The sequence below is a fragment of the Salinibacterium sp. GXW1014 genome (assembly GCF_044769865.1).
Lineage (GTDB): Bacteria > Actinomycetota > Actinomycetes > Actinomycetales > Microbacteriaceae > Homoserinimonas.
In genome coordinates, this window is record NZ_JBIZWA010000002.1 from 394,225 (window position 1) to 411,953 (window position 17,729).

Consider the following 17,729-nt stretch of genomic DNA (forward strand, 5'->3'; position numbering starts at 1 on the left):
ACACCGGCATCCGGCCCACAGAGAGAGAATGATGCTTCGCATTGCAGTGCCCAACAAGGGCTCCCTTGCCGAGACCGCAGCCGAGATGCTGCACGAGGCCGGGTACGCGGGCCGCCGCGACCCCAGGGCGCTGACGGTCGCCGACCCCCAGAACGACGTCGAGTTCTTCTTCCTTCGCCCGCGTGACATCGCGACCTACGTCGGGTCAGGTGCACTCGATGTCGGCATCACGGGACGTGACCTGCTCCTCGACTCCGGTTCCGATGCGAAGGAGATCACCAACCTCTCCTTCGGCGACTCGACGTTCCGCTTCGCGGGACCTGCCGGTCGTTTCTCGGAGCTGGAGGACCTCCAGGGCGTGCGGGTGGCAACGAGCTACCCGGGTCTCGTGGGCGACTTCCTCACCGAGAGGGGAGTGACGGCCGAGCTGGTCAAGCTCGATGGCGCCGTCGAGTCGGCCGTCAAGCTCGGGGTCGCGGATGCTGTCGCCGACGTCGTCTCGACGGGTTCCACGCTTCGCGCCCAGGGCCTGGAGATCTTCGGGCCTGTCATCCTCGAGTCGAGCGCCGTGCTCATCAGCGCCGACGCGAGCATCCCCGGGATCGCAACGCTGCAGCGCCGCCTGCAGGGCGTGCTGGTCGCACGCCAGTTCGTCATGATGGATTACGACCTCCCCATCGAACTCCTCGAGAAGGCATCCTCCATCACGCCGGGCCTCGAGTCGCCGACCGTGTCTCCCCTGAGGGATGAGACGTGGGTTGCCATCCGGGTGATGGTGCGCCGGGCCGGCATGAACCGCATCATGGACGAGCTCTATGACCTCGGCGCTCGCGCAATCCTCGTGAGCCCCATCCACGCGGCGAGGCTCTGACATGACCGTCTCCGTGAGAGTCATCCCATGCCTCGATGTCGCGGCGGGACGGGTCGTCAAGGGGGTCAACTTCCTCAACCTTCGCGATGCTGGAGACCCGGTCGAGCTCGCACGGCGCTACTTCGAGCAGGGCGCAGACGAGATCACCTTCCTCGACGTGACCGCAACGGTCGACGACCGGGCGACCATGTACGACGTGGTGCAGGCGACGGCCGAGCAGGTCTTCATTCCGCTCACGGTGGGCGGCGGTGTCCGGAGCACGGATGACGTGGCCCGGCTGCAGGGGCACGGTGCAGACAAGGTCGGGGTCAACAGCGCGGCGATCGCTCGGCCCGAGCTGCTCTCCGAGATCGCCGACCGCTTCGGTTCGCAGGCGCTCGTGCTCTCCCTCGACCTCAAGCGCTCCGAGCGCACCCCGTCCGGCTTCGTCGTGACGACACACGGCGGCAGGACGGAGACCGAGCGCGATGGCCTCGAGTGGGCCCGCGAGGCGATCGAGCGCGGTGCGGGCGAGCTCCTTGTGAACTCGATCGACGCCGATGGCACGAAGTCGGGCTTCGACTTGGAGCTCATCACCGCCATGCGCGAGATCAGTTCGGTGCCGGTCATCGCGAGTGGAGGAGCCGGCGCGGTCGAGCACTTCCCACCCGCGATCGCGGCGGGGGCCGACGCGGTGCTCGCGGCATCCGTATTTCACCTCGGCCAGCTCACGGTGGCCGACGTCAAGGGGGGCCTGCGCGACGCCGGCTTCACCGTGCGCTAGGAGGCGACGCTCATGACCGGAGCCGATGTCAACGCAGTGATCGAGCGAGCGGTGTTCAACAGCGACGGGCTGTTGCCGGCCATCATCCAACAGCACGACACCCTCGAGGTGCTCATGCTCGGTTGGATGGACGCCGAGGCGCTTCGCCGAACGCTCACCGAGGGTCGGGTCACCTTCTGGTCTCGCTCTCGCCAGGAGTACTGGCGCAAGGGCGACACTTCGGGCAACATGCAGTTCGTCCGTGGTGCCGCCCTCGACTGCGACGCTGACACGATCCTCGTGAGCGTCGACCAGGTGGGGCCCGCCTGCCACACTGGGGCGCGCCGCTGCTTCGATGTCGACCCGCTCGAGCCGGCCTTGGGAAGTCCAGACGATGAATGATTCGACCACACGGGCACAGTTCGATGCCCTGCTTCCGACACACCGCGTCATCCCGGTGATCAGGGAGGTGTTCGCCGACGGGGAGACACCCGTCGGCATCTACCGCAAGCTTGCCGATGGCCGCCCGGGCTCGTTCCTGCTCGAGTCGGCGGAACAGGGTGGCATCTGGTCCCGCTTCTCCTTCATCGGGGTGTCATCGTTCGGGGTGCTGACGGAGCACGACGACCGCGCTCGGTGGATGGACTACGGTCTCGACGAGTCGAGGGCGTTCGGCGAGGCGATTCCCGAGGGTCCTCTTGCCGCGCTCGATCACCTGCAGCACCGGTGGGCGACGCCGAAGGTCGAGGGTCATCCTCCTCTGACCGGCGGGCTCGTCGGGTTCATCGGCTGGGAGGCGGTGCGCCAGATAGAGCGTCTCCCTGATGCGCCCCCGGCCGACTACGACTTCCCCGGTCAGGCGATGAGCTTCGTCTCGGAGCTCGCCGTCAAGGACCACCGCACCGGATCGGTGCTGCTCGTCGTCGCCGCACTCAACGACGGGGTGTCCACCCCCGAGGAGCTCTGGGCGGATGCCACGGCTCGCCTTGATGCCCTGCAGGAACGACTCTCGCAACCCGCCGAGGCGTGGCTGGCCGAGGTCGACATGTCGCTCGCCCCCGCGCCGACACCCCGCATCGCCGAGTCGGACTACACCGGCATGGTCGAGGCATCCAAGCGCTTCATCCGCGACGGTGACGTCTTCCAGGTCGTGATCTCCCAGCGTTTCGACCATGAGATCACAGCCGAGCCGATCGATGTCTACCGGGTGCTTCGCACGCTCAATCCGAGCCCCTACATGTACCTCCTCTCGCTCGAGTCGGTCGAGGCGGAGCCATACTGGGTCGTCGGTTCGTCGCCCGAGGCCCTCGTCAAGGTGCAGGACGGCCGCGTCTTCAGCCATCCGATCGCCGGCTCGCGCCCACGCGGGGCCACGCCGGAGGAGGACGTCGCCTTCGCGGACGACCTGCTGCGCGACCCCAAGGAGCGGGCCGAGCACCTCATGCTCGTCGACCTCGCCCGCAATGACCTGCAGAAGGTATGCGAGCCGGGTTCGGTCGAGGTGACCGAGTTCATGCAGGTCGAGCGATACAGCCACATCATGCACCTCGTCTCGAGTGTCGAGGGCGACCTTCGGGGTGAAGCAGCCCCGCTCAATGTCTTCACTGCGACCTTCCCCGCGGGCACGCTCTCGGGCGCGCCGAAGCCGCGGGCGCTCGAGATCATCGACGAACTCGAAGTCTCACGCCGCGGTCTCTACGGGGGAGTGGTGGGCTACTTCGGCCTCGCGGGCGACATCGACCTCGCCATCGCGATCCGCACCACGACGATCGCGGGCGGCGTCGCCCGGGTGCAGGCCGGCGCGGGCCTCGTCGCCGACTCCGACCCTGCCCTGGAGCACCAGGAGGCGAAGAACAAGGCGGCAGCACCTCTCCGCGCCGTGGCAATCGCGAATGCCATGCGACGGATCGACGGATGACGCGGCTCCTTCGCTCGAAGCCGGTCGCGCTGGCAGTCAGCGCCCTCCTGGGCGGCGCCGTGCTGCTGGCGTGGTCACAGACCTGGATCATCGGCACCCTCGCACCGGGGATCTCACTCGAGGAGCGCATCCCGGTCGGGGGAGACACTGCAGCGCCGGCCCTGGCGCCCCTTGCCCTGGCGATGGTGGCACTCGTCGCGGCCCTTGCGATCGCGTCGCGCCTGGTCCGCGTCGTGCTCTCGGTCGTCTTCATGCTGCTTGGCGGCGTCGTCGTGGCGGTCGCCTCCGGAACGCTCATCGATCCGCTCCGTGCGGCGACGGCATCCGTGGTCTCCTCGACCGGGCTCGAGGGTGAAGCCGCCGTCGCCTCCGCTGTCGTTGCGCTCGAGGTCACGCCGTGGCCCGTGGTCGCCCTCATCGCCGGCGCGCTGGTCTTCGTGTGGGGCATCGTGCTGGCGCTGACCTCGCGGGGCTGGGGCTCGGCCTCGGCGCGCTACGACACCGCAGCCGGCACGGTCGACACGAAGGCCGCTGCTCCATCAAAGGTCTCCGACTGGGACTCGCTCAGCGGCGGCGACGACCCGACGAGCCCTCCGGGGTCACGATAGACTTGCCACATCGCACCGAGAAGGAGTTTCAGTGAGCGACCACAACACCGATCCCGGCCACGGCCACTCTCCGGCAGCATGGACCGCCGTCACGATCATGCTCGTGGCCTTTGCCGCGGGCACGCTGGCGTTCTGGTTCGACATGCCTGCCCTGGTCTGGGCATCCGCCGGGCTCCTCGTCGTCGGCCTGATCGTGGGTTGGATCATGGCGAAGGTCGGTTACGGCGTCGGCGGGCACCGCTACACGCCGAAGGATCACTGACGCACAGTGCTAGATGACCTGTTAGCCGGGGCTCTCGTAGACGCCGAAGCGCGTCGTGCTGAGCGCCCCTTGCACGAGGTCGAGGCCCTCGCGCTCGCGCGTCCTCCGGCAATCGACGCGATCGAGGCGCTTTCTCCCGCAGACAGAGTGAAGATCATCGCCGAGGTCAAGCGAGCGAGCCCCTCGCGCGGCACGATGGCCGAGATCCCCGACCCTGCCGCCCTCGCGGTCTCCTACGAGACCGGTGGGGCGAGCGCGATCAGCGTGCTCACCGAGCAGCGCAGGTTCGGTGGCTCGCTCGATGACCTCGAGGCCGTGCGCAGCGCCGTGTCGCTCCCCGTGCTTCGCAAGGACTTCATCGGCGACCCGTACCAGGTCTTCGAGGCACGCGCAGCGGGAGCCGACATCGTGCTCCTCATCGTCGCCGCGCTCGACCAGCACCGCCTCGCCTCGCTGTACTCGCTGATTCGCCAGCTGGGAATGACAGCGCTCGTCGAGACCCACAGTGCCGAGGAACTGAGCCGTGCGCTCGACATTGGCGCTGGACTGGTCGGCGTCAACGCACGCAACCTGTCGACCTTCGAGCTCGATCAGGAGCTCTTCGGTGAACTCGCGGTGCAGATTCCAGCCGGCGTCATCCGGGTCGCCGAGTCCGCGGTGAAGTCGGCAGCGGATGTCGCCCACTACCGCGCCGCAGGGGCCGACGTCGTGCTGGTCGGCGAGGCACTCGTCACCCAGGGCGACCCCGTGCGCACCCTTCAGGACTTCCTCGCCGTCTGACGGCCTCCAAGAACGGAACCCCAAGCCCATGTCGCTGCGTGACAACACCGGCCCATTCTTCGGTGAGTACGGCGGACGCTTCATGCCGGAATCCCTCATCGCCGCCATCGACGAGATCGCCGAGGCCTATGAGGCGTGCCGCACGGATGAGTCCTTCCAGGCGGAGCTGCGTGAGTTGCACCGTTCCTACACAGGCAGGCCCTCAATCATCACGGAGGTGCCTCGTTTCGCTGAGCACGCCGGTGGCGCGCGCATCATCCTCAAGCGCGAGGACTTGAACCACACGGGCTCACACAAGATCAACAATGTCCTGGGCCAGGCGCTCCTCACGAAGCGACTCGGCAAGACTCGAGTGATCGCGGAGACTGGCGCCGGTCAGCACGGCGTCGCCACGGCGACGGCGGCAGCGCTCTTCGGGCTCGAGTGCACCGTCTACATGGGCGAGGTCGACACGCAGCGCCAGGCGCTCAACGTGGCGCGTATGCGACTGCTGGGTGCCGAGGTCGTGTCAGTGACGACCGGATCGCGCACCCTCAAGGATGCGATCAACGAGGCCTACCGCGAGTGGGTCACCTCGGTCGAAACCACCAACTATGTCTTCGGCACGGCCGCTGGCCCGCATCCGTTCCCCCTGATGGTGCGCGACTTCCAGAAGATCATCGGTGAGGAAGCACGTGAGCAGGTGCAGGAGCTGACCGGTCGTCTTCCCGACGCCGTCGCCGCCTGCGTGGGCGGTGGTTCGAACGCCATCGGTATCTTCCACGCCTTCCTCGACGACCCCGAAGTGCGTCTCTTCGGCTTTGAGGCGGCGGGCGATGGCGTTGACACGCCTCGCCACGCGGCCTCGATCGGTAAGGGTCGGCCGGGAGTCCTCCACGGGGCGCGCAGCTACCTTCTGCAAGACGAAGACGGCCAGACGATCGAGTCCCACTCGATCTCGGCGGGACTCGACTATCCCGGTGTCGGGCCGGAGCATGCCTGGCTTGCGGACATCAAGCGCGCCGAGTATCGCCCGACGACAGACACCGAGGCGATGGATGCCTTGCGACTCCTCAGCCGCACGGAGGGCATCATCCCCGCCATCGAGTCCGCGCACGCCCTCGCCGGCGCGCTCAAGCTCGGCAAGGAGCTGGGCCCCGAGTCCACGATCCTCGTGAACCTCAGCGGCCGCGGTGACAAGGATGTGGCGACAGCCGGCGAATGGTTCGGGCTGTTCGACGAGGGGGCACGGCAGGCATGAACGCATCACTGAACACCACCTCTGTCGAGTCCGTCATCCAGCGTCGACGCGACGCGGGCAGCGGTGCGCTCGTCGGCTACCTACCCGTGGGCTTCCCCGATCTCGCGACGAGTGTCGACGCGGCCGTGGCACTCGCGGAGAACGGCGTCGATGTCCTCGAACTCGGTGTGCCGTACTCCGATCCCGTGATGGACGGCCTGGTGATCCAGCGGGCCACGCAGGAGGCCCTGAAGCAGGGCTTCCGCGTGCGTGACGTCTTCACGGCCGTCGAACAGATCCGGGCCCGCGTCGACGTGCCGGTGCTGGTCATGACCTACTGGAACCCAGTACTCCAGTACGGGGTCGACCGTTTCGCCGACGAGCTCGTCTCCGCAGGGGGCGCCGGCCTCATCACGCCAGACATCACCCCCGACGCCGCCGACGACTGGATCGCCACGAGCGACCGGACCGGCCTCGACCGCGTGTTCCTCGCTGCGCCGAACTCGAGCGATGAACGCCTCAAGCGCACGGTGCAGGCAACCCGCGGCTTCGTCTACGCGGTCTCGACGATGGGCATCACGGGGCTTCGCACCGACCTGGATGCCGCGGCGCGCACGCTCATCGCACGCCTCCGCGACGCGGGCGCGAGCACCGCGTGTGTCGGCATCGGCATCTCGAACCCCGAGCAGGTGCACCAGGTCCTCGAGTACGCCGACGGCGCGATCGTGGGCACCGCGCTGGTGAAGGCTCTCGCCGACGGGGGAGTGTCGAAGCTCGCCGAGACGGCGGCGGCGCTCTCCGCCGGTACTACGCTTAACTAGTTTTCCCCGCGGGTTGCCTGCTGTCGCAGCCCGATCCCGACGAAAGGTTGTCGCGTGTTCGTGCCTTCCAGCATTCCCAGCCCGAGCGAAGAGTGGCGCGCGTTCAACATCGGCGCCTGGCTGCGCGATCTCGGCCTTGAGTGGTTCACGCTCGACATCACCGTCGCGGCCTATGCGCTGTGCATCCTCACCGGCATCCTGGTGGCCGCGTGGCTGACGAACCATCGCCTGACCGCCCGCGGCGCCGAGCCCTGGATCGTCATCGACGTGAGCCTCTTCGCGGTCATCCTCGGCATCATCGGCGCTCGGATCTTCCACGTCGTGACCCATCCTGATGACTATTTCGGCGCGGGCGCAGACCCCATGGCGGTGTTCCGGGTCTGGGAGGGCGGCATCGCGATCTTCGGCGCGCTCCTCGGCGGCGCGGTCGGCGCATACATCGGCTGCCGCATGACCGGACTGCGGTTCTGGACCTACGCGGATGCCCTCGCGCCGGGCCTGCTCACCGCCCAGGCGCTCGGCCGCTTCGGCAATTGGTTCAACCACGAGCTGTTCGGCACCCCCACCGACCTGCCGTGGGGCCTCGAGATCGAGCCCGACAACCCTGCGTTCCCCGTCGGACTTCCCGATGACACCCTCTTCCACCCCACCTTCCTCTACGAGGTGATCTGGAACCTGCTCGGCGCGCTCGTCATCATCGCCGTCTCGCGTCGCCTGGCGCTCCAGTGGGGGCGGACCTTCGGCCTGTACCTCGTCTGGTACGGGGCCGGTCGCATCGTCTGGGAGTCGATCCGTGTCGACCCGAGCGAGGTGTTCTTCGGTCTCCGAACGAACGTGTGGGCCGCCATCTTCGCGGTCGTCGTCGGCATCATCATCATGCTCGTGCAGGCCCGCCGGCATCCAGGACTCGAACCGAGCCCGTACGTGCCCGGGCGATCCTGGCAACCGGAGGGTGTTGTACACTCTGACGACACTTACTCCGACAACGACGATGACTACAGGGCCGTGGTCAATGCAAACGCCTCGTCGGACGAGGTGTCATCGAGCGAGACTGCCACAAGCGAGTCGAGCACCACCCCCTCTTCCGGTCGGTAATCAGCGAGCCGGAAAGAGTTTCTCCAGCGGGCCAGCGACGTCCCACTTGTTCCAACCCTGAGGACGGTCCCCATGACTCTTCCGAACCCCTTTTCCCGGTTCTCCGCGCTGCCAGAGGCAGCGGGGCTCTACAGCCCCGACCAGGAGCGCGACGCCTGTGGCCTCGCGATGGTTGCCACGCTTCGCGGCACGCCTGGCCACGACATCGTCGAGACGGCGCTCGAGGCACTCCGCAACCTCGAGCACCGCGGCGCCATCGGCTCCGACGCTGGCACCGGTGACGGCGCGGGCATCATGGTGCAGGTTCCTGACGCCTTCCTTCGCGAGGTCGTCGACTTCGAGCTGCCCCGCGCCGGCCACTACGCCGTTGGAACGGCGTTCCTTCCCCTCGAGGCTGATGTTCGCGCCACAGAGAAAGGCGCGATCGAGGACATCGCGCGCGAAGAAGGACTCACGGTGCTCGGATGGCGAGAGGTGCCGGTTGTGCCCGGCGTGCTCGGCAACCTTGCCCGCCAGGCCATGCCGGCCTTCGAGCAGCTGTTCGTCTCCAGCAACCAGGGAGGAGACGGCCAGCTTCTCTCCGGCCTCGAACTCGATCGGCGCGCTTTCCGCTTGCGGAAGCGCGCCGAACGCGTCTTGGGCTCATATTTCCCCTCGCTGAGCTCGCGCACCCTCGTCTACAAGGGCATGGTCACGACGCTGCAGCTCCAGCCCTTCTACCCCGATCTCGCCGATGAGCGTTTCGCGTCGAAGCTTGCGCTTGTGCATTCGCGCTACTCGACCAACACCTTCCCCTCCTGGCCTCTCGCGCAGCCGTTCCGAATGATCGCCCACAACGGCGAGATCAACACGGTGCAGGGAAACCGCAACTGGATGCGCGCCCGCCAGTCGCAGCTCGAGTCCGAACTGCTGGGCGACCTCGCGCCACTCATGCCGATCGTGAGCCCGGGCGCAAGCGACTCCGCCTCCTTCGATGAGGTCGTCGAGTTGCTGCAGCTCTCGGGTCGCTCGCTCCCGCACGCCATGATGATGATGGTGCCCGAGGCATGGGAGAACCAGGCAGACATCGACCCCGCCCGGCGCGCGTTCTACGAGTACCACTCGATGCTCATGGAGCCGTGGGACGGTCCCGCTGCACTCGTCTTCACTGACGGGAGCCTCGTCGGAGCGACGCTCGACCGTAACGGCCTCCGCCCCGGTCGCTTCCTCATCACCGACGATGGCCTCGTCGTGCTCGCAAGCGAGATCGGCGTGCTCGATGTAGAACCGAGCCGGGTTGTGCGCAAGGGTCGCCTGCGTCCCGGGCGCATGTTCCTCGTCGACACCGAGGCGGGCCGGCTCATTGAAGACGATGAGATCAAGGGCCAGCTCGCTGCGGCGCAGCCCTGGCAGGAGTGGCTCGACAGCGGCCGCATCAACCTGCGGGATCTCCCGGAGCGTGAGCACATCGTGCACACGCCGGCCTCTGTCACCCGCCGCCAGCGCACCTTCGGCTACACGGAGGAAGAGGTCCGCGTCCTGATCGGTCCCATGGCCGCATCCGGCGCCGAACCCATCGGCGCGATGGGCTCGGATACCCCCATCGCGGTGCTCTCCGAGCGTCCGCGTCTCCTGTTCGACTACTTCACGCAGCAGTTCGCGCAGGTCACGAATCCGCCGCTCGACTCGATCCGCGAAGAGGTCGTGACGTCCATGCGCTGCGGACTCGGACCGGAGCGCAACCTGCTCGCCGCCACACCCGAGCACGCGTACCAGATCACGCTCGACTTCCCCGTGATCGACAACGACGAGCTCGCAAAGATCACGCGCATTGACTCGTCGCCTGGCAGCCGCACGACGACGACGATCAAGGGTCTCTACCACTTCGACGAGGGCAAGGATGCGCTGCGCAACCGCCTGAAGGCGATCTGCGACGAGGTCGACGACGCGATCGAGCGTGGTGCGAAGTTCATCGTGCTCTCGGACCGAGACTCGAACAAGGACATGACGCCGATCCCGTCGCTCCTGCTCCTCTCGGCGGTACACCACCACCTCATCAGGCAGGAGAACCGTCTCAAGGTCGGGCTCATCGTCGAAGCCGGAGACGTGCGCGAGGTGCACCACGTTGCCCTCCTCGTCGGCTACGGGGCCTCCGCCGTCAACCCGTACCTCGCAATGGAGACCGCCGAGGAGCTGGTGCGAAACGGCACGATCACGGGCGTGACCCCGGATGAGGCGGTCCACAACCTGATCAAGGCGCTCGGCAAGGGCGTGCTCAAGATCATGTCGAAGATGGGCATCTCGGTCGTCGGTTCCTACATCGGTGCGCAGGCATTCGAGGCAGTGGGGCTCTCGCAGGAGTTCGTCGATGAGTACTTCACCGGCACCACGACGAAGCTCGGTGGCGTCGGGCTCGAGGCCATCGCGGCCGAGAACCTCGCGCGCCACTTCTCCGCCTACCCGGAGGAGGGCACCTCGCGAGCACACGAGCGACTCTCGACCGGGGGCGAGTACCAGTGGCGCCGCGAGGGGCCGCCGCACCTTTTCAACCCAGACACGGTCTTCCGCCTGCAGCACTCGACTCGCACGCGCCGCTACGACATCTTCAGGGACTACACGAGGCTCGTCGACGAGCAGGCGAAAAATCTCATGACCCTGCGTGGGCTCTTCGAGCTCCGCAGCGGCGCGCGCACGCCCGTGTCGATCGACGAGGTCGAGCCAGTCTCTGAGATTGTCAAGCGCTTCAACACGGGCGCCATGAGCTACGGCTCGATCAGCAAGGAAGCCCACGAGACCCTCGCGATCGCGATGAACCGCCTCGGTGCGCGAAGCAACACGGGTGAGGGCGGCGAGGATGTCGACCGTCTTCTCGACCCGGAGCGTCGGAGCGCGATCAAGCAGGTCGCATCCGGTCGTTTCGGCGTCACGAGCATGTACCTGACGCACGCCACCGATATCCAGATCAAGATGGCGCAGGGAGCCAAGCCCGGCGAGGGCGGTCAACTGCCCGCTGGCAAGGTCTACCCGTGGATCGCGCGCACGAGGCACGGCACGGCCGGCGTCGGCCTCATCTCGCCGCCGCCGCACCACGACATCTACTCGATCGAAGACCTCAAGCAGCTCATCTTCGATGTGAAGCGGGCGAACCCTGCGGCACGCGTGCACGTCAAGCTGGTGAGCCAGAACGGCATCGGCGCTGTAGCTGCCGGCGTGTCGAAGGCACTGGCGGATGTCGTGCTGGTCTCCGGCCACGATGGCGGCACGGGCGCGAGCCCGCTGAATTCGCTCAAGCACGCCGGCACGCCGTGGGAGCTCGGGCTCGCCGAGACGCAGCAGACGCTCATGCTCAACGGCATGCGTGACCGCGTCGTCGTGCAGGTCGATGGCCAATTGAAGACGGGTCGCGACGTCATCGTCGCAGCCCTGCTCGGTGCAGAGGAGTTCGGTTTCGCGACCGCTCCTCTCGTGGTCTCCGGATGCATCATGATGCGCGTCTGTCACCTTGACACCTGTCCTGTCGGCGTCGCCACGCAGAACCCCGAGCTGCGCGAGCGTTTCACCGGCAAGGCCGAGTACGTCGTGAACTTCTTCGAGTTCATCGCGCAGGAGATCCGTGAGTACCTGGCTGAACTGGGCTTCCGCTCCCTCGACGAGGCGATCGGCCACCGCGAGCTGCTCGAGGTCGACCGTGCTGTGAAGCACTGGAAGGCAGAGGGGCTCGACCTTTCGCCGATCCTGGTCGGCCCAGACTTCGCTCCCGACGAGCCGAAGCGCAACCTGACCGTGCAGGATCACGAGCTCGAGAATCACTTCGACGTCGGGCTCATCCAGCAGGCGGCACCAGCACTCGAGAACGGCGCTTCCGTCACGATTGAGCTCCCGGTGCGCAATACAGAACGTGCCGTCGGCACCATGCTCGGCAACCGGGTCACGCTCGCCCATGGTGAGCACGGCCTGCCTGACGGCACGATTGACGTGCGACTTCGCGGCTCTGCCGGGCAGTCCCTCGGCGCCTTCCTCCCTTCGGGCATCACGATCCGCCTCGAGGGAGACAGCAACGACTACGTCGGCAAGGGCCTTTCGGGCGGAAGCATCGTCCTTCGCCCCGACCGTGACGCCGTCTTCCCGGCCGAGCTCAATGTCATCGCTGGCAACGTGATCGGCTACGGCGCGACGCGAGGAAGCATGTTCATCCGCGGCCGCGTGGGCGAGCGCTTCCTCGTGCGCAACTCCGGCGCGACGGGCGTGGTCGAGGGCGTGGGAGACCACGCGCTCGAATACATGACGGGCGGCCTGGCACTCATCCTGGGTTCGACGGGCCGCAATCTCGGTGCCGGCATGTCGGGCGGCACCGCGTACGTCTACGAGCTCACTCAGGAGCGCGTCAACCGCGAGTCCCTCGCGTCGGGAGAACTCCTCCTGGAGCCGCTCGGCAGCGGGGATGTCGCCATCGTGACCGACCTCCTCGAGCGCCACATCGCTGAAACGGGTTCGACACTCGCCAAGCGGATGCTCGAGGGCGGCGAGGCGACCATGGAACGTTTTGTCAAGGTCGTACCGCGCGACTACGCCGCCGTGCTGGAAGCACGCGAAGCGGCCATCAATGAAGGACTCGACCCCGACGGCGACGTCGTGTGGTCTCGCATCATGGAGGTGACGGGTGGCTGATCCGAAGGGATTCCTGAAGACCCGAGAACGTGAACTGCCCGCCCGCCGGCCTGTCGCCCTGCGCCTCATGGACTGGAAAGAGGTGTACGAGCAGGGCGATGCGGCAACGCTGCGTCGTCAGGCTGGTCGCTGCATGGATTGCGGCGTCCCCTTCTGCCATCAGGGCTGCCCGCTCGGCAACCTGATCCCGGAGTGGAACGACCTCATGCGGCGGGGGGAGGGTCGCGAGGCGATCGAGCGTCTCCACGCGACGAACAACTTCCCCGAGTTCACGGGACGCCTCTGTCCCGCGCCGTGCGAGAGCTCCTGCGTCCTCGGCATCAACCAGCCGCCTGTGACAATCAAGCAGGTCGAGGTGTCGATCATCGACCAGGCGTGGGGCAACGACTGGGTGCAGCCGCACCCACCGGAGCGACTGACCGGCAAGACGGTTGCCGTGGTGGGCTCAGGCCCCGCTGGCTTGGCTGCTGCACAGCAGCTCACCCGCGCCGGGCACACGGTCGCGGTGTTCGAGCGTGACGACCGCATCGGCGGGCTGTTGCGCTACGGCATCCCCGATTTCAAGATGGAGAAGCGGGTTCTCGAACTCCGCCTGAAGCAGATGCAGGCGGAGGGCACCCGGTTCCGTGCTGGCGTGAACATCGGCGTCGACATCGCCTGGTCTGACCTTCGTGCCCGCTACGACGCCGTCGTCGTCGCGACGGGTGCGACGGTGCCGCGCGACCTCTCCATCCCTGGCCGTGACCTCGCCGGCGTGCACTTCGCGATGGAGTACCTCGTTGAGCAGAACCGCGCTGTGGCCGGCGACCAGGTCGTCGACCAGATCACGGCCGAGGGCAAGCACGTCGTGGTCCTGGGCGGCGGTGACACCGGTGCTGACTGCATCGGAACGGCGCACCGCCAGAAGGCGCTCTCGGTCACGAATCTCGCGATCGGCAAGCAGCCGCCGGTCGAACGCCCCGACCACCAGCCGTGGCCGACGACTCCGACCCTGTTCGAGGTCCAGTCCGCGCACGAGGAGGGCGGCGAGCGGGTCTACCTTGCCTCGACTGTCGAGTTCCTCTCCAATGACGTGGGAGAGGTCCGGGCGATCCGCGTCGCCGAGACCGAGTACATCGACGGGCGTCGCGTGCCCAAGTCGGGCACTGAGCGCGAGATCCCCGCTGACCTCGTGCTGCTCGCGCTCGGGTTCACGGGACCGGAGCAGCAGGACCTCGAGGCACAGCTCGCCGTCCCGTTCGACGGCACCCTGCCGACGCGTGGCGACAACTACGAGACGCAGCACCCCGGTGTCTTCGTCGCGGGCGACGCTGGTCGCGGCCAGTCCCTCATCGTGTGGGCAATCGCCGAGGGCCGGGCAGCCGCGGCCGAGGTGGATCGCTTCCTCGAGGGCGACACGCTGCTTCCGGCCCCTGTCCGCCCGAGTGACCGGTCGCTGGCCCTGTGATGCTTACGTCGGCGGGTGTTTGGCAATAGGCTTGGGAACCGTCCCAACCTGTGCCCGACGGAGAGAACTGAATGAGACGCGCCAAAATCGTTGCTACCCTCGGGCCTGCGACCTCAAGTTATGAGAACATCCGGGCCCTGATCGAGGCGGGTGTCAACGTCGCTCGCATGAACCTCAGCCACGGCAGTTATGCCGTGCATGAAGAGGTCTACAGCAACGTGAGGCGCGCCGCGGCTGCGACGAATCGGCCCATCGCCGTGCTCGTCGACCTCCAGGGTCCCAAGATCCGTCTCGGCAAGTTCGCCGATGGGCCACACTTCCTCGAAGTCGGCGATCGTTTCACGATCACGACTGAGGACATCGAGGGCACCGCAGAGATCTGCGGCACGACATACAAGGGCCTGCCTGCCGACGTGAAGCCGGGCGATGTCCTGCTGATCGACGACGGCCGCGTGAAGCTCAAGGCGATCTCCTCCGACGACACCAAGGTCGTCGCGGAGACGGTCGTCGCCGGCACGGTGTCGAACAACAAGGGCATCAACCTCCCGGGCGTGGCGGTCAATGTGCCGGCCCTGTCCGAGAAAGACGAGGATGACCTGCGCTGGGGCCTCAAGCTGGGCGCCGACTACATCGCGCTGAGCTTCGTCCGCAACGCCGACGACGTCACGCGTGTGCACGAGATCATGGCCGAGGAGGGCATCCGCGTGCCCGTCATCGCGAAGATCGAAAAGCCCCAGGCGGTTGACAACCTCGAGGCGATCATCGACGCCTTCGACGGCATCATGGTCGCCCGCGGTGACCTCGGCGTCGAACTCCCGCTCGAGGCCGTGCCGATCGTGCAGAAACGTGCGGTCGAGCTCTGCCGCCGCATGGCGAAGCCCGTCATCGTCGCGACCCAGATGCTCGAGTCGATGATCTCCAACCCGATTCCCACCCGCGCCGAGACTTCGGATGTCGCCAACGCTGTCCTCGACGGCGCCGACGCGGTCATGCTGAGTGGCGAGACGAGCGTGGGGGAGTACCCCGTCGTCACCGTCCAGACGATGGCCCGAATCATCGCGTCGACCGAGGACCACGGCCTCGAGCGGGTTCCTCCGCTCGGCACGAAGCCGCGGACGCAGGGTGGCGCGATCACGCTCGCGGCGGCAGAGGTCGCCGAGTTCGTCCAGGCCAAGTACCTCTGCGTCTTCACCGAGTCGGGCGACTCCGTGCGACGCATGACGCGCCTGCGCAACCCGATTCCGATCCTTGGCTTCACTCCCGAGGAATCCATCGAGCGCAGGATGTCGCTGAGCTGGGGTGTCGAGAGCTTCAAAGTCGCGCGTGTGACCCACACCGACGCGATGTACCGCCAGGTCGACGAGGTGCTCCTGAGCAAGGGGCTCGCGGAGATCGGTGACCGTGTCATCGTCATCTCGGGTTCGCCTCCCGGAATTCCCGGCTCGACGAACGACCTCCGGGTGCACCGCGTGGGTGACGCGCGCAACGCCGCCGCGCCGGCCTGGGCCACCGAACTCCCGGGCAACGCGGTTCCGGAGTCTTAAACCGGCGTCACGCCGGGCGAGACCCGAAGGGTGCGATCGCGAGCACCCGTCGCCCCTTCGGGTCTGAACGCGGTGCCATGTCGACGACGGCGAGCCTGTCGATGCGGTGCGAATCTCCGGCATACGCCCGCGCGTGATCCTTCATGGTGATGTGGGGCGAGAACGGATGCCGCGGCACGCCGGGTCCCGCCTCGACGAGTGCGTCCGTGAGCCTGTGCTGGAGGTCGAACAATCGCTCCTAATGGACGATGAGGTTGACCGGCACATCGTGGTCCCGCCCAAAGAGGGCCTCAACGCCCACCGTGACGGTGAACGGCTCCTCACCCTGCGCCACGGAGTGCACGAGCCGCACGATCTCGGCCAATGAAACGCGCGCTGTGAACGGCGGCACCACGGTGATGTGGAGCGGCCACCGGTCGACACGAAAGCTGTCGTCGACATCGAGCGGCTCGACCGGGAGGACGATGACGACGCGCTGCATGGGGTCAGAGTAGCGAAGGGAATCGCAGCGCCATTGGAGGGCTAGGTACTGTGCCGGTGGTGGGGGTCGAACCCACACGTCCTCTCGGACAAAGCATTTTGAGTGCTCCGCGTCTGCCATTCCGCCACACCGGCGCACGTTGACCGGGATCAGAATACCGTAGGCTTTACCTCGTGGCAGACCAGGAAACAACGCAGGCCCCCCGTCGCGTCGTCGTGGCGGAGGACGAATCACTCATCCGTCTTGACATTGTCGAGACTCTTCGAGACAACGGCTTCGATGTCGTCGGCGAGGCTGGAGACGGCGAAGCCGCCGTGGCCCTCGCAACCGAGCTTCGTCCTGATCTCGTCGTGATGGATGTGAAGATGCCGCTTCTCGACGGCATCTCCGCCGCCGAGAAGCTCAGCAAGAATCACATCGCGCCCGTCGTGCTCCTCACGGCATTCAGTCAGAAGGAGCTGGTCGAGCGGGCCACCGAGGCCGGCGCTCTCGCCTATGTCGTGAAGCCTTTCACGCCAAACGACCTGCTGCCTGCGATCGAGATCGCCCTGGCCCGGCACGCGCAGATCATCGCGCTCGAGACCGAGGTCTCCGACCTGGTCGAGCGCTTCGAGACCCGCAAGCTCGTTGACCGCGCCAAAGGCCTGCTCAACGAGAAGATGGGGCTCACGGAACCGGAGGCGTTCCGCTGGATTCAGAAGGCCTCGATGGACCGTCGCTTGACGATGCATGATGTCGCGAAGACGATCATCGACCAGTTCGCACCCAAGAAGTAGGCGGCTGCTCGGCGACGCCTGCCACTGAGTCGGCGGATGCGCGGCTAGCGCTGATCACGCAGCATGTTCGTCATGCGCACGGTGGAGAGCCTGTTGCCGTCGTCGTCGGTCATGACGATCTCATGCGTGGCAAGGGTGCGACCAAGAGAGATGGCCCGGCACGTGCCGGTGACCCAGCCCTCAGTGATCGCGCGGCTGTGGGTGGCGTTAATCTCAATGCCGACCGCGTAGCGGCCGGGTCCCGCATGGATGGCGGATGAGATCGACCCGAGCGACTCGCCCAGCACAACGTGGGCGCCCCCGTGGAGGAGTCCCGTGACCTGTCGATTGCCTTCGACAGGCATCCGTGCCACTGAATACTCGGCCGACAGTTCGAGGAACTCCATGCCCATCCGGCGTGGCAGCTCACCGCCTCCCGTCTGCTCGAGGATCTCCACCAGGCGGGGGTCGAGGTCAGCGGGAAGTGTCGTCATAGGAGCGCCTTTCGCAACCGCGCGGTGGCGTGTCAGCGGCCCCCG

17 protein-coding genes and 1 tRNA gene are annotated in these 17,729 nt (G+C 66.9%); 14 read left to right on the plus strand and 4 right to left on the minus strand.

What is annotated here, in order from left to right:
- The first annotated feature begins 31 nt into the window (after positions 1–31).
- The 13 genes from hisG (at position 32) to pyk (ending at position 15,954) form a co-directional block, all read left to right on the plus strand.
- Positions 32–871, plus strand: a complete 840-nt coding sequence (gene hisG, locus ACIQK7_RS11665; protein ID WP_403025697.1) for an ATP phosphoribosyltransferase — start codon at positions 32–34, stop codon at positions 869–871.
- Between the two features lies 1 nt (position 872).
- The gene (hisF, locus tag ACIQK7_RS11670) at positions 873–1,634 is read left to right on the plus strand and encodes an imidazole glycerol phosphate synthase subunit HisF (RefSeq protein WP_325210557.1); all 762 of its coding nucleotides are present in this window, start codon (positions 873–875) and stop codon (positions 1,632–1,634) included.
- A 12-nt stretch (positions 1,635–1,646) separates the two neighbouring features.
- Positions 1,647–2,015, plus strand: coding sequence for a phosphoribosyl-AMP cyclohydrolase (hisI, locus tag ACIQK7_RS11675; RefSeq protein ID WP_403024950.1), 369 nt, complete (start codon positions 1,647–1,649; stop codon positions 2,013–2,015).
- On the plus strand, positions 2,008–3,531 hold the full coding sequence (locus tag ACIQK7_RS11680; RefSeq protein WP_403024952.1) for an anthranilate synthase component I: 1,524 nt from the start codon (positions 2,008–2,010) through the stop codon (positions 3,529–3,531). The genes hisI and ACIQK7_RS11680 overlap by 8 nt, the downstream gene beginning before the upstream one ends.
- A complete protein-coding gene (locus tag ACIQK7_RS11685) occupies positions 3,528–4,139 on the plus strand; it encodes a Trp biosynthesis-associated membrane protein (RefSeq protein ID WP_403024954.1) in 612 nt (203 codons plus the stop codon). Before ACIQK7_RS11680 ends, ACIQK7_RS11685 begins: the two co-directional genes overlap by 4 nt.
- Positions 4,140–4,170: 31 nt before the next feature.
- Positions 4,171–4,401, plus strand: a complete 231-nt coding sequence (locus tag ACIQK7_RS11690) for a DUF6704 family protein (protein ID WP_325210561.1) — start codon at positions 4,171–4,173, stop codon at positions 4,399–4,401.
- Positions 4,402–4,407: 6 nt separating this feature from the next.
- Positions 4,408–5,181: an indole-3-glycerol phosphate synthase TrpC gene (gene trpC, locus ACIQK7_RS11695; RefSeq protein ID WP_403024956.1), complete on the plus strand. Its 774-nt coding sequence runs from the start codon at positions 4,408–4,410 to the stop codon at positions 5,179–5,181.
- 28 nt (positions 5,182–5,209) lie between these two features.
- Positions 5,210–6,421 (plus strand): tryptophan synthase subunit beta, encoded by a 1,212-nt coding sequence (trpB, locus tag ACIQK7_RS11700; protein ID WP_403024958.1) that lies wholly within the window; start codon positions 5,210–5,212, stop codon positions 6,419–6,421.
- Positions 6,418–7,221: a tryptophan synthase subunit alpha gene (gene trpA / locus ACIQK7_RS11705; RefSeq protein WP_403024960.1), complete on the plus strand. Its 804-nt coding sequence runs from the start codon at positions 6,418–6,420 to the stop codon at positions 7,219–7,221. Before trpB ends, trpA begins: the two co-directional genes overlap by 4 nt.
- Before the next feature lie 54 nt (positions 7,222–7,275).
- Positions 7,276–8,316: a prolipoprotein diacylglyceryl transferase gene (lgt, locus tag ACIQK7_RS11710; RefSeq protein ID WP_403024962.1), complete on the plus strand. Its 1,041-nt coding sequence runs from the start codon at positions 7,276–7,278 to the stop codon at positions 8,314–8,316.
- Positions 8,317–8,388: 72 nt separating this feature from the next.
- Positions 8,389–12,963, plus strand: coding sequence for a glutamate synthase large subunit (gene gltB, locus ACIQK7_RS11715; RefSeq protein ID WP_403024964.1), 4,575 nt, complete (start codon positions 8,389–8,391; stop codon positions 12,961–12,963).
- Positions 12,956–14,410 carry a glutamate synthase subunit beta gene (locus ACIQK7_RS11720; protein ID WP_403024966.1) on the plus strand — a complete coding sequence of 485 codons (1,455 nt, stop codon included), beginning with the start codon at positions 12,956–12,958 and terminating at the stop codon, positions 14,408–14,410. The genes gltB and ACIQK7_RS11720 overlap by 8 nt, the downstream gene beginning before the upstream one ends.
- A 71-nt stretch (positions 14,411–14,481) precedes the next feature.
- Complete coding sequence (gene pyk, locus ACIQK7_RS11725) at positions 14,482–15,954, plus strand: pyruvate kinase (RefSeq protein WP_403024969.1); 1,473 nt, start codon at positions 14,482–14,484, stop codon at positions 15,952–15,954.
- A 7-nt stretch (positions 15,955–15,961) separates the two neighbouring features.
- Here the strand turns inward: pyk and ACIQK7_RS11730 are convergent, their stop codons facing one another.
- The 3 genes from ACIQK7_RS11730 to ACIQK7_RS11740 form a co-directional block, all read right to left on the minus strand.
- Positions 15,962–16,186: a hypothetical protein gene (locus tag ACIQK7_RS11730; RefSeq protein WP_403024972.1), complete on the minus strand. Its 225-nt coding sequence runs from the start codon at positions 16,184–16,186 to the stop codon at positions 15,962–15,964.
- Between the two features lie 6 nt (positions 16,187–16,192).
- A complete protein-coding gene (locus ACIQK7_RS11735; protein WP_403024975.1) occupies positions 16,193–16,435 on the minus strand; it encodes a 2'-5' RNA ligase family protein in 243 nt (80 codons plus the stop codon).
- Between the two features lie 51 nt (positions 16,436–16,486).
- Positions 16,487–16,569, minus strand: a tRNA-Leu gene (locus tag ACIQK7_RS11740).
- A gap of 39 nt (positions 16,570–16,608) precedes the next feature.
- Here ACIQK7_RS11740 and ACIQK7_RS11745 point away from each other — a divergent pair.
- Positions 16,609–17,211 carry an ANTAR domain-containing response regulator gene (locus ACIQK7_RS11745; protein ID WP_147721242.1) on the plus strand — a complete coding sequence of 201 codons (603 nt, stop codon included), beginning with the start codon at positions 16,609–16,611 and terminating at the stop codon, positions 17,209–17,211.
- A gap of 44 nt (positions 17,212–17,255) precedes the next feature.
- Here ACIQK7_RS11745 and ACIQK7_RS11750 read toward each other — a convergent pair whose 3' ends face one another.
- Positions 17,256–17,684: a PaaI family thioesterase gene (locus ACIQK7_RS11750; RefSeq protein WP_403024979.1), complete on the minus strand. Its 429-nt coding sequence runs from the start codon at positions 17,682–17,684 to the stop codon at positions 17,256–17,258.
- Positions 17,685–17,729: the final 45 nt, after the last annotated feature.

Coding starts and splice junctions, on each gene's coding strand:
- hisG (WP_403025697.1), top strand. CDS start 32: ATGCTTCGCATTGCAGTGCCCAACAAGGGCTCCCTTGCCGAGACCGCA.
- hisF (WP_325210557.1), top strand. CDS start 873: ATGACCGTCTCCGTGAGAGTCATCCCATGCCTCGATGTCGCGGCGGGA.
- hisI (WP_403024950.1), top strand. CDS start 1,647: ATGACCGGAGCCGATGTCAACGCAGTGATCGAGCGAGCGGTGTTCAAC.
- ACIQK7_RS11680 (WP_403024952.1), top strand. CDS start 2,008: ATGAATGATTCGACCACACGGGCACAGTTCGATGCCCTGCTTCCGACA.
- ACIQK7_RS11685 (WP_403024954.1), top strand. CDS start 3,528: ATGACGCGGCTCCTTCGCTCGAAGCCGGTCGCGCTGGCAGTCAGCGCC.
- trpB (WP_403024958.1), top strand. CDS start 5,210: ATGTCGCTGCGTGACAACACCGGCCCATTCTTCGGTGAGTACGGCGGA.
- trpA (WP_403024960.1), top strand. CDS start 6,418: ATGAACGCATCACTGAACACCACCTCTGTCGAGTCCGTCATCCAGCGT.
- gltB (WP_403024964.1), top strand. CDS start 8,389: ATGACTCTTCCGAACCCCTTTTCCCGGTTCTCCGCGCTGCCAGAGGCA.
- pyk (WP_403024969.1), top strand. CDS start 14,482: ATGAGACGCGCCAAAATCGTTGCTACCCTCGGGCCTGCGACCTCAAGT.
- ACIQK7_RS11735 (WP_403024975.1), bottom strand. CDS start 16,435: ATGCAGCGCGTCGTCATCGTCCTCCCGGTCGAGCCGCTCGATGTCGAC.
- ACIQK7_RS11750 (WP_403024979.1), bottom strand. CDS start 17,684: ATGACGACACTTCCCGCTGACCTCGACCCCCGCCTGGTGGAGATCCTC.